The sequence below is a fragment of the Planotetraspora silvatica genome (genome assembly GCF_016863315.1).
GTDB lineage: Bacteria > Actinomycetota > Actinomycetes > Streptosporangiales > Streptosporangiaceae > Planotetraspora > Planotetraspora silvatica.
The window spans coordinates 92174-103674 of sequence record NZ_BOOQ01000019.1; the positions used below are offsets into that span (position 1 = coordinate 92174).

Annotated in this window: 9 protein-coding genes; 2 read left to right on the top strand and 7 right to left on the bottom strand. The window is 70.0% G+C overall.

Annotated elements, in window-relative coordinates; translation table 11 throughout:
- Positions 1 to 160: 160 nt before the first annotated feature.
- From Psi02_RS15095 to Psi02_RS15125, 7 genes are read right to left on the bottom strand one after another with little or no spacing between them, the layout of a single operon-like run.
- The gene (locus tag Psi02_RS15095) at positions 161 to 1285 is read right to left on the bottom strand and encodes a Gfo/Idh/MocA family protein (RefSeq protein WP_203974559.1); all 1125 of its coding nucleotides are present in this window, start codon (positions 1283 to 1285) and stop codon (positions 161 to 163) included.
- Positions 1282 to 2154 carry a sugar phosphate isomerase/epimerase family protein gene (locus tag Psi02_RS15100; protein WP_239094901.1) on the bottom strand — a complete coding sequence of 291 codons (873 nt, stop codon included), beginning with the start codon at positions 2152 to 2154 and terminating at the stop codon, positions 1282 to 1284. The genes Psi02_RS15095 and Psi02_RS15100 overlap by 4 nt, the downstream gene beginning before the upstream one ends.
- 14 nt (positions 2155 to 2168) lie before the next feature.
- Positions 2169 to 5231: a glycoside hydrolase family 2 TIM barrel-domain containing protein gene (locus Psi02_RS15105; protein ID WP_203974561.1), complete on the bottom strand. Its 3063-nt coding sequence runs from the start codon at positions 5229 to 5231 to the stop codon at positions 2169 to 2171.
- Positions 5224 to 6051, bottom strand: a complete 828-nt coding sequence (locus tag Psi02_RS15110) for a carbohydrate ABC transporter permease (protein ID WP_203974563.1) — start codon at positions 6049 to 6051, stop codon at positions 5224 to 5226. Before Psi02_RS15110 ends, Psi02_RS15105 begins: the two co-directional genes overlap by 8 nt.
- Positions 6051 to 7022 carry a carbohydrate ABC transporter permease gene (locus Psi02_RS15115; RefSeq protein WP_203974565.1) on the bottom strand — a complete coding sequence of 324 codons (972 nt, stop codon included), beginning with the start codon at positions 7020 to 7022 and terminating at the stop codon, positions 6051 to 6053. Before Psi02_RS15115 ends, Psi02_RS15110 begins: the two co-directional genes overlap by 1 nt.
- Position 7023: 1 nt before the next feature.
- On the bottom strand, positions 7024 to 8310 hold the full coding sequence (locus Psi02_RS15120; protein ID WP_203974567.1) for an ABC transporter substrate-binding protein: 1287 nt from the start codon (positions 8308 to 8310) through the stop codon (positions 7024 to 7026).
- Positions 8307 to 9245 carry a carbohydrate kinase family protein gene (locus Psi02_RS15125; protein WP_203974569.1) on the bottom strand — a complete coding sequence of 313 codons (939 nt, stop codon included), beginning with the start codon at positions 9243 to 9245 and terminating at the stop codon, positions 8307 to 8309. The genes Psi02_RS15120 and Psi02_RS15125 overlap by 4 nt, the downstream gene beginning before the upstream one ends.
- 165 nt (positions 9246 to 9410) lie before the next feature.
- Between Psi02_RS15125 and Psi02_RS15130 the strand changes: the two genes are divergently transcribed.
- Positions 9411 to 10163 carry a DeoR/GlpR family DNA-binding transcription regulator gene (locus tag Psi02_RS15130; protein ID WP_203974571.1) on the top strand — a complete coding sequence of 251 codons (753 nt, stop codon included), beginning with the start codon at positions 9411 to 9413 and terminating at the stop codon, positions 10161 to 10163.
- Positions 10160 to 11500, top strand: a complete 1341-nt coding sequence (locus tag Psi02_RS15135; protein WP_203974573.1) for a 6-phospho-beta-glucosidase — start codon at positions 10160 to 10162, stop codon at positions 11498 to 11500. The genes Psi02_RS15130 and Psi02_RS15135 overlap by 4 nt, the downstream gene beginning before the upstream one ends.
- Position 11501: the final 1 nt, after the last annotated feature.

Sequence of the window (11501 nt, forward strand, 5' to 3'; positions counted from 1 at the left end):
ATCACGAAAGACGATTCGCCTGCTCACCGGCCCCCCACCCGAACCTGCGCATGATCACGGAGAGAGTCTTCGCTGGTCGACCATGTAGATCACGAACTTGTGCATGATCACGGTTAAAGTTCGGGCAGGTCAGGGGGCCTTCATGCGAATGTGTGCATGATCACGCGGGGGTTATGGGGGTGGCGGGGGTTGTGGGGGTGGTGGATTCGCCGGTGGTGGGGGGGAGGTCGTTGAGTTCGAGCAGCCTGGTCACCGCTTGCTGCGCGGTCACGATGTCCTCCAAGGCTCCCGGCACTCCGGTGAGAGGCGGTACCCCGGAGGTCACCATCGCGTGGAAGGCCGCGAGTTCACGTTCGAAGGACGGGGTGACGTCGCTGAACGCCACCCGCCCTTCGGCGCTCACGTCGGTGAGCCGGGTGGACGCGCCCAGCAGGTACGGCGTGGGGAAGACCATCTCGAAGGTGCCGGTGGCGTGGTGCACGGCCACGGTCTCCCGGTAGGCGGGATAGTCCTCCAGATAATGCCAATGGATGGCATAACGCCCACCGGCGCGCAACGGGCCCGCCATCTCGACCGAGCGCCCGCCCGCTCCAGGCCAGGTCGTCACGTGGTCGACGCCCGACGGTCCGCCCGCGAGAAGGCGCAGCAGCGACAGATCGTGGCAGATGCTGTTGAGGATGGTCGTGTAGAGCCCGCGCGCCTCGGGCGGGGCGTCCCCGATGGCGGCGCGGATCAGCTCGTCCTCCCGGGCCCGGAACCTGTCGAGAACCTCGGCGGGCACGTCTGCGGGCGGTTCCGGGAGCCGGGCGAACGCCAACTGCGACCGGTCGCTCGGATGGAGCACGGTCACCTGGACGGCACGCACGTCGGCGGCCCGTCCGGCGACCCGCTGCACGGCGGGGTCGTACTGCTTCATGTACCCGACCATCAGCCGGGGTCGCCCGGGATCCTCCAGTTCCGCGATCTCGGCCGCCTCCGCGCGGGTGTAGGCGAGAGGCTTCTCGCACAGTACGGCGTAGCCCCGGCGGAGCGCGTCGACGACCACGCGCCCGTGCGAACCCGACGTCAGCACCAGCACGGCGTCGAAGCCGCCCGCGTCGAGCATCTCCGTCACGTCGGTGTAGCGCCCGGCCACGCCGTACCGGTCGGCCATCCGCGCGGTCAGCGAGGCCGACAGGTCGCAGAGGGCGACCACCTCGAACAGGTCGCCGCGCCGCTCCAGCAGGGGCAGGTGCACCGTCTGCGCGATGACGCCGAGCCCGGCCACCGCCACCTTGAGCCTCACAGGCCCACGCTCCTCAGAAGGTCCCGGTTGGCCCGCTGGTCGGCGAGGATCGCGCCGAGGTCCTGGCCGGTGGCGGGCGCGTCCTGCTCGATCACGATCCAGCCCTGATAGCCGACCTCGCGGAGCACGTCGGCGAACCCGGCGATGTCCACCTCACCCCGTCCCAGCGCGGGGAAGCAGCCGTTCGCCACCGCCGTGGTCAGGTCGCCGCCCCGGGCGAGAACCGCACGGTCGGCGTCCTTGACGTGGACCTGTGTCACGCGACCGGACCAGGCCCTGAGCGCGGCGACGGGGTCGCCTCCCGCGAGCCAGAGGTGGCCGGTGTCGAGGCAGATCCCGACGTCGGTGAGCTCGAGGAGCCTTTCGACGTCCTCCGGCGTCTCCACGTCGGTGCCGAGGTGGTAGTGGAAGGCCGGTTCCAGGCCGGCCTCACGGCACACCTCGGCCGCGGCCTGCACCCGGGCGGCGAACTCCGGCCAGTCCTCAGCGGCGATCCCGGGGGCCGCGCCTCCGGGACGCGCGAACCTGGCGACGTTGCTCGGGCAGGCAAGCGTCGGCCTGGGGGCGAAACGGGGGTCGTCCACGGGGACGCTCGCGAACACCTCGAGCGCCGCCCGCAGGCCGGTGAGGTCGGCGTCGAACCCGGCGGCGTCGCCGTACCTCAGGTCGACCCAGCCGCCCGCCAGCCCGAGGCCCGCCCGCGCGAGATCGCCCGCTCCCAGGTAGCCGATCGGGCCGGAGTCGACCCCGTCGTATCCGGCCTCGGCCATCCCGGCGAGCAGTTCGCCGGGGCCGATCAGGTCGGTGTCGTGCCGGTAGATCCCGAAGTTCACAGGGGCGCTCGCCACCCGTGTCGTCGTGACTTCCAAGAGACTCCTCCGCTTCACGTGAAGGACAGGACCCAGGACCAGGTGTAGGTGCCGGGACCGACGAGGTAGGGGGCCAATGTGTCGGGCCCGCAGGAGGCGGTGCCCAGGCCGCGGTGGGCGGCGTCGACGTGGACGACGCACCGCGTCAGAGGGACGAGTTCGTCGTGGTGAAGGGCCGCCGCGAGATCGCCGTCCCGGTGACGTGTGACGCTCACCTGGCGCGGCTCGTCGAGATGTACGGCGAGGCGTGCCGCGTCACCGGTCAGGGCGAACCGGCGCACCGCGTGCCTGCCGCCGCTCTCCTGCGGCCGGGCGTACGGCGTGAAGAGCCGGTCCACCCTCGCACGGTACGCGCCGATCGGACCGCCCGCGCGCCGGTCGGGATAGGTCTCCCAGGGGCCCTGCCCGAACCATTCGAAATCGTCGAATCCGGCCGCCGTCTCCCACACCGAGCCGACACGGGGCACGTCGGCCAGCACGTCGGGCAACACGGCGGTCTCCTCGATCAGGACGCCGCCGGCCACCGGCGTGAGGACCTGCTCATGCGCGATCGAGACTCCCCCCGCCGCCACGTAACGGGCGCGGACGACGACCCGGTCGGCCTGCCGTACGACATCGAGGGGTTCGCGGGTCAGCGCGTGCAGACCCTGCTCCTCCCAGCGGGCGGCGAGCCCGCCGATGCGGTCGTTGTCGGTCGGGGCCCGCCAGAGGCTGAGCATGGGCGGGCTCGCCAGCAGAGGATGGACGAGCAGCCCTTCCCCGTCGACCTCGACCGGCCACGAGCCGGCGCCCGGGTCCGCCCCCGCTCCCCCACCGGCGCCCGCGTCCGCTCCCCCGTCGGAGACGGGGGTGCCCGCGCGGGCGGGCAGGTCACGGCTCTCGTCACGCAGCCGGACCTGCGGAAGGCACACCGTGGTTCCCGCGGGCGCCCACAGCAGGTCGTCCCGGGTGGCCACGCGCAGGGTCAGCCACACCTCGCCGGGCGAGGACGGCCCAGACAGCTCGGCGAGCAGCTCGGACGGCACCTCGACCACCGCGGAGCCGCCCGGCGGGATCGGCGGCAAAACGGCCGGGACCGTCCGGAACCGGTCGGCAGCCCCCGCTGTGCGACCGGCCGCCGTCAGGTCCCATACGGCGGTCAGCCACGAGAGGTCCCGGAAGTCCTGCCTATTGTGGACCAGCACCCGCGCCCGGCCGCCGGACTCGGCCGCGAGCTCGATCCGCACGGGCGCGGCGAGCTCGCGATGCTCGAACATCACCGGCTTCGGCGTGCGGTCGGGGAAGACCACACCGTCGAGGCAGAAGTTGCCGTCGTTCGGGCGGTCGCCGAAGTCGCCGCCGTAGGCCCACCGGTAGCCGGGCTCCGTGACTCCCGCCTCGTAGCCGCCGTCGGCCGCGGGACGGCCGTCGGCGACCCGCTGCAGCAGGCCGTGGTCCCAGAACTCCCAGATGAAGCCGCCCTGCAGACCGGGGGTGGACTCGATGGCCGCCCAGTAGTCGGACAGGGAGCCGTTGCTGTTGCCCATCGCGTGCGAGTACTCGCACAGGATGAGCGGCCGGGTCTGTCTCCCCGAGCGGGCGTACCCCACGATGTCGTCGATGGAGGCGTACATCGGGCACGCGATGTCGCTCGCGGCCTTGCCGTTCTCGTAGTCGTACCTGACGGCGCCTTCGTACTGCAGCGGGCGCGTCGGGTCGTAGCCGCGCAGCCAGCCGGCCGCGGCGTCGTGGTTGACGCCGTAGTCGCTCTCGTTGCCGAGCGACCAGATGACGACGGACGGGTGGTTCTTGTCCCTGCGGACCATCCGGGACACCCGGTCGAGGAAGGCGGGCAGGTAGACCGGGTCGTCGGCGAGCTCGGTGGCGTAGGCGTGGCTCTCGACGTTCGCCTCGTCGACGACGTAGAGGCCCAGCTCGTCCGCGAGGTCGAGGAGCACGGGGTCGTTCGGATAGTGAGAGGTGCGCACGGCGTTGAAGCCGAACCGCTTGATCGTCACGAGGTCGGCGCGCATGTCCTCGGCCGAGACCACCCGGCCCGTCCGCGGGTGGAAGTCGTGCCTGTTGACCCCTCTGATGTAGACGCGGACGCCGTTGACCAGCAGATCCCTGCCCACGATCTCGACCGTCCTGAACCCGACCCGGTGCCGCGACTCGTCGGCGACGGTGCCGTCCGGGCGGAACAGGCGCACGGTCAGGCCGTACAGCTCCGGCGTCTCCGCACTCCACGCCTGTACGGCGGGCACGGTCGCGCGCAGCCGGACCCGGCCGAGCCAGCCGGAGACCTGCTCCCGCTCGGCGGCCAGCGCGTGGAACTCCTCGTCGATCCCCAGTTCGGCCGGCTCGGCGGAGGGCCCGGCGGCGTCCAGCATTGCGGACACGCGCCATCCGTCGGGCAGCAGGCCCGCCGCCGACCTCACCCGGACCTCCACGGCCAGGTCCCCGGCTCCGCCGTCGGCGAGGCCGGCCCTGATGTGGACGTCGTCGAGATGCAGCGGGTCGGTGGCGTAGAGGTGCACGGGGCGGGTCACGCCGCCGTGCCACCACTGGTCCTGGTCTTCGACGAAGGTGGCGTCGGACCACTTGACCACCGTGAGCCCGATGGTGTTGGGCTCGCCGGGCCGTACGGCGTCGGTCACGTCGAACTCCCCCGCGAGGTGGGAGTCCTTGCCCATGCCGACGTCGATCCCGTTCACCCTGGCGAGCAGGACGCTCTCCGCGGCTCCGACGTGCAGGACCACCCGACGCCCAGCCCACTCCGCGGGCACGTCGACCTCCCGCTCGTAGACGCCCGTCGGGTTGGCCGACGGGGGGCGCGGCGGGAGATCAGGCCAGGGCATCTGGAAGTTGGTGTACTGCGGCAGGTCGCCCACGCCGTGGATGTCGTCGAAGTCCTGCATCGTCCAGCAGCCGGGGACGTCGATCTCCGTCCACCGGCCGGACAGGGCCGCGTCCGGACGCGGCAGGAGCTGGAAGCGCCACCGGCCGTCCAGCGTGATCCCCTGACGCGGTACGGCGTGCGCGGGCAGGCGGCGCCATCCGCTGATCTCCGGGGCCGACCAGACGGGCGTGTCAGCCACGCAGCGCTCCCTTCATGGCGTCGGCGACGAACCCGCGGGCGAACACGGCGAACACCACGACCAGCGGCGCGATGGCGAGGAGCGCACCGGCCATGACCATGCTGAAGTCCGTGTTGTGCGACGTGTTGAGCTGCGAGAGCGCCACCTGGAGGGTCACGTTCGACGGGTCGGTCATGACGATCAGCGGCCAGGCGTAGTCGTTCCAGGCGCCGATGAAGGTGAAGATGCCCAGGAACGCCAGTCCGGGGCGGATGATCGGCAGCGCGACGTTCCAGTACTGCCGGAAGAACCCGGCGCCGTCGAGGCGGGCGGCGGCGATCAGATCGTCCGGCACCGCACCCTGGATGTACTGGCGCATCCAGAAGATGCCGAAGGCGTTGGCCGCGGCGGGGATGATGAGCGCCTTGACGGTGCCCACCCAGCCGATGTTGACCATGATCACGAACTGCGGGATCAGCGACAGCTGCGCCGGGAGCATGAACGTGAGCAGCAGGACGCCGAACAGCGCCCGGTGCCCGGGGAACTTGTACTTCGCGAAGGTGAAGGCCGCGAGCGAGTCGAAGAACAGGACCAGCACGGTCGTGGAGCACGCCACGATGACCGTGTTGAGCAGCGACCCCATGAAGTCGATGTTCTCGAAGACCCGGGCGATGTTGGAGAACAACTCGGGGCCGAAGACGAGCTTCGGCGGCGTCCGGTACATGTCCCGCGTCGTGTTGGTCGCCATGACGGCGGTCCAGTAGAACGGAAACAGGGAGACGAGGACGCCCGCGAGCAGCGCCAGATGCAGGGCGAGCTTCTTCACCCGTGTCGCGGTCACTACGCCGCCCCCTTGTCGCGGCGCTGGACGAGGCGCCAGTTGATGGCCGTGAACAGCAGGATCACCACGAAGACGGCCCAGGCGATGGCGGCGCCGTACCCGTAGTCGTTGTTGCTGAAGGCCTCGCGGTAGAAGTAGAGGATCGCGGTGAGGCCCGCCTGTCCCGGCCCGCCGGAATTGGGGTTGATCGAGGCGTTGCCGCCGAACAGGACCTGCGGCTCGGTGAAGGTCTGCATCCCGTTGATCGTCGAGACGACGACGGTGAACAGGATGATCGGCCGGAGCTGCGGAACGGTGATCCGGAAGAACGTCTGGACCGGCCCCGCTCCGTCGATCTTGGCCGCCTCGTACATCTCCGTCGGGATCGCCTGAAGGCCGGCCAGGTAGAGGATCGCGTTGTAGCCCGTCCACTGCCAGGTGATGAGACTGGCGATGACGAGTTTGATCGTCCACTCGTTGCTCAGCCACGGCACCGCGCCGATGTGCAACGAGCCCAGGATCGCGTTGATCAGGCCCTGGTTGGTGCTGAAGACCGCGCCGAAGACGATGGCGATGGCCACCAGCGAGGTGACGTTCGGGATGAAGTACGCGATCCGATAGACCGAGGTGAAGCGGACCTTGGAGTTGAGCAGGACCGCGAGCACCAGCGCCAGGAACAACATCGGGACCGTGGACATGATCCAGATCACGAAGGTGTTGTACAGCGACAACCAGAACGTGGAGTCCTTCACGAGGAACTCGAAGTTGCGAAGTCCCACGAACTGCATGTCGCCGATGCCGTCCCAGCGCTGGAACGCGAGGTACAGCGAGAAGAGCACCGGCACCAGGCCGAACACCAGGAACAGCACGTAGAACGGCGAGATGGCCAGGTAGTGCGGCCAGTAGGTTCTCAACGCCCCCCGCCGGCGCCCCGCCGCGGGGCGTGCCCCAGGGGGAGCCTCGCGGGGAGGCGTCGTGCGGGTGTCGGTCATGTCAGTTCACACCCTGGCGCTCGGCGATCTCCTTGGCCTTGCTCACCGCGTCGGCCCACGCGGTGTCGGGGTTCTTGCCCTTCGCCCAGACGCTGAGGACTTCGTCGAAGTACGGCGCGGACACCGCGGCGTCGGCCGGCGCCTCGTAGCTGGCCGGGATCTTCTGCGCGGCCTCTCCGAAGACCTCGACGGTCTTCTGCCCGCCGAAGTACGGGTCCGGAGCGGTCAGCGCGGGCAGCGTGTAGGCGGCCGGGCTGGAGGGGAAGAGCGCCGCGTCGGTGAAGCCGCGACCCTGGTTCTCCGGGCTGAGGAGCCACGTGACGATCTGGAAGGCCAGCTGGGGGTTGCGGCACTCCCTGGGCAGGGCCAGGAACGAGCCGCCGTAGTTGGAGGGGCCGCCGGGCATGGAGGCCACCCGCCAGTTGCCCGTGTCGTCGGGGAGGGCGTTCTTGAGGTCCTGCCCGCGCCACGCGGCGCCGAACAAGGACGGCGACTTGCCCCTGCTGGCGGCCGTGAACTGGTCGCTCTCGCCGGCCTGCGGGGCGGCGATGCCGAGCTGGATGGGCTTGATCGCCAGGTCCCAGGCGTTGCGGATGTGGTCCTGGTCGCCGATGAACTTGCCGCTCTCGTCGATGAAGCGCTTGGTCCCCTGGCCGATGACCATCTGGAAGATCGTGGGGATGTCCATGACCATGCTGGCGCCGGTGTTCGCCTGCTTCATCTTCACGCCGGCCGCGTAGTAGTCGTCCCAGGTGGACATGGCCGCGGCCACGTCCTCGGGCTTCGAGGGCAGCCCCGCCTTCTCGAAGTCGGCCGGGCGGTAGTACATCGCGGTGGGGCCGATGTCGATCGGGAAGCCGATGAGCTTGCCGTCCTTGGTCGAGCCCTGCTTCCACTTCCAGTCCACGAACTGGGAGGCGAGCTTGTCGGCGCCCAGCGTGTTGAGGTCGATGAACCGGTCGGCCTGGACCAGCAGCGACGCGATGTCCTCGCCCTTGACCCCGGTGATGTCCGGGACGAACTTGCGGCCGGTCAGGGTGGTCACCAGCTTCTGCTTGAAGTCGCCGCCGATCACCGAGGGCTTCAGCTTCGTCTGCGTGAACTGCTTCACCGCGTCCGCGACGACCTTGTCGCTGAGGCCCCCACCCCAGTACCAGAGCGTCAACTCCTTGGCGTCCGCCCCCGAACCGGAGCCGGAGCCGCACGCGGCCAGCGCCGCCGAGCCGGCGGAAACAAGTGCGACCTGAAGAAGCCTTCTCCGGGAGAGTTCCATATCAGGGCCTTTCAATCAGGGATGACATCGGAGAGGAATGCGTGCGCCCGGCGGAGATCCGGATCGGTGACGTCGCGCCACCAGCGGGCGATTCCGGACCAGCCGGGCGCCGCCAGCGATCCGCCGATGCCCTGCACGGACAGCGCGGCGGACAGGTTGGCAAAACGCAGCCGGTCGGCGAGCGGCCAGCCGGCGAGCGTGCCGGCGACGAGGCTCGCTCCGAACACGTCGCCGGCGCCGGTCGGGTCGATCGCGTCCACGGAGAGCCCCGGGACCCGGGCGGACTCACCTGTGGTGGAGTCGACGGCCAGCACGCCCTCGACTCCGCAGGTGACGACCGCCAGCGGCACCAACTCGGCCAGCTTCGCCAGCGCGGCCTCGGGAGTGTCGGTCCGGGTGTAGCTCATCGCCTCGTACGCGTTGGGCATGAAGGCGTGGCATCCGGCGAGCTGGTCGAGCATCTCCGGCGACCATTCCTGGGAGGGGTCCCAGCCCAGGTCGGCGAAGATCAGGCCGCTGCCGCGGGCGGGACCCGTGCCGAGATGGACGATCGACGCCCGGGCCGCCGGCGGCTCGCCGAGCAGCCCTTCGGGGCCTCCCGGCGGTTCGGCGCCGTGGGTCACCAGCGCCCGGTCCCCCTGGTAGGCCAGCGAGACGGTCACCGGCGTGTTCCAGCCGGTCAGACGCCGCGACGGCGACAGGTCGACGCCCTCGGACTCGAGGGTGTCCCAGCAGTAACGGCCATAGGAGTCGTCTCCGAACGCGGCCGCCAGTGATGTGCGCAGACCGAGCCGTCCGAGCGTGACGGCGAAGTTGGCGATGCCGCCGGGCCCCGACGCCATGCCCGTGGTCCACGTCTCAGTGCCCAGCTTGGGCGCGCCCTCCAGCCCGGTGAAGACCAGGTCGTAGAAGAGCAGCCCAGACAGGAACACATCCACGTCTGCGGTCATGCGGCATTACCCACCTTGTGAGAATAATGAACTGATTTGGGCCGGAACGCACCGACCGAGTACGCAGGATCGTGCACCCATGAGCACTCCTTTAGCAAGAGTCTGACCGAAATTGCTCATATCGACCTATGGATGTGAGCGAGTTTGCACGCTAAGGTCACTGACATGCTCAGGGACCGACGGCACGAGTTGATATTGCGCATCCTCCGAGCCGATGGCCCGGCCACCGTCGAGCTGCTCGCGGAACGGCTGGACGCGAGTCACGCGACCATCCGGCGCGACCTCGTGCAGCTCGGCGAGGAAGGGCTGCTCAGGCGGGTGCACGGCGGCGCGATGCCGATCGACGACAGGGACGATCCGTTCGTGGACGTCGCGGAGGTCAGGTCGGCGGAGAAGGACGCGATCGCACGGCGCTGCGCGGAGCTGGTCAAGGACGGCGAGACCGTCCTGCTGGACATAGGGACGACCGCGCATCGGGTGGCCCGGCAGCTGAAGGGCCGCTCGATCACCGTGATCACGAGCAGCCTCGCCGTCCTGGACGAGCTCCAGGACGAGGAGGACATCCAGATCATGCTTCTGGGTGGGATGTTGCGGCGTGACTACCGGTCGCTGGTCGGCTTCCTGACCGAGGACAACCTGCGGCAGGTCCACGCGGACCGGCTGATCCTCGGAACCAGCGGGATCCGTCCCGGAGGGCACGTCATGGACACCACCGTGGTGGAGGTCCCGGTCAAACGGGCCATGATCGCCGTAAGTGACCAGGTGGTCCTGGTCGCCGACGTCGGCAAGTTCCCCGGGACGGGCATGGCCAAGGTCTGTGAGCCAGGTGATCTGAACATCGTGGTGACGAACGCGCCCGTGGAGCCGGTGACCGGCACCGCGTTGCGCGAGGCGGGGGTAGAGGTGATCGAGGTATGAGGCTGACCATTCTCGGTGGCGGGGGCTTCCGGGTCCCACTGGTCTACCGGGCGCTCCTGGAGGACAGGGGGAAGGGCCGGGTGACCCACGTCACCCTGTACGACCTGGACGCCTCCCGGATGGCGACGATCGGCCGGGTGCTCGCCGAGCAGGCGGAGGGCGTCGCCGACGCCCCGGAGGTGCGCGTCACCACCGACCTCGACGAGGCTCTCACCGGAGCGGACTTCGTCTTCTCCGCGATCCGCGTCGGCGGTCTCGAAGGCCGTGCCGTGGACGAGCGGGTCGCGCTCCAGGAGGGCGTGCTCGGCCAGGAGACGGTGGGGGCCGGCGGCATCGTCTACGGCCTGCGCACGCTCCCGGTGGCCGACCACATCGCCCGCAGGGTCGCCGCGCTCGCCCCCGACGCCTGGGTCATCAACTTCACCAACCCGGCCGGCACGGTCACCGAGGCGATGTCCCGCCATCTCGGCGACCGCGTCATCGGCATCTGCGACTCACCGGTCGGGCTGGGCCGCCGTGTCGCGTCCGCGCTCGGCGTGGATCCGGCCGCCGTCTGGCTCGATTACGCGGGCCTCAACCACCTGGGCTGGCTGCGCGCCGTACGGGTCGAAGGCCGTGACCTGCTGCCCGGCCTGCTCCAGGACGACGACGCCCTGACCTCCTTCGAGGAGGGCAAGCTCTTCGGCGCCGAGTGGCTGCGCACGATCGGCGCCATCCCCAACGAGTACCTGCACTACTACTACTTCAACCGCGAGGCCGTGACGGCCGCGAGGGCGGCCCGGCAGACGCGGGGGGCGCTGCTCATCGACCAGCAGCGGCGTTTCTACACGGAGACGACCGGCTCGGCGCTGGCCCTGTGGGAGAGCACCCGGCTGGAGCGCGAGACCACTTACATGGCGGAGAACCGCGAGGCGGTCGGCGCCGGGGAACGCGAGTCCTGCGACCTGGAGTCCGGCGGCTACGAGCAGGTCGCCCTCGCGCTCATGCGGGCGATCGCCCTCGACGAGCGCACGACGCTCATCCTCAACGTCCGCAACCGCGGCTCCATCGCCGCGCTCGACGGTGACGCCGTGGTCGAGGTGCCCTGCTTCGTGGACGCCAACGGCGCCCGGCCCTTGGCCGTCGACCCGCTCCCCGACCACGCCCAGGGCCTGGTCACCAGCGTCAAGGCGGTCGAGCGGGCGATCATCGAGGCGGCCGCCACCGGCTCCCGGCAGGCCGCTGTGCGCGCCCTGGCCGTTCACCCGCTCGTCGACTCCGTCAAACTTGCCGGACGGCTCCTGGAACGTTACGAACAGGAGCTTCCTCAGCTCGGCTACCTCCGCGGAAGGAACTGAA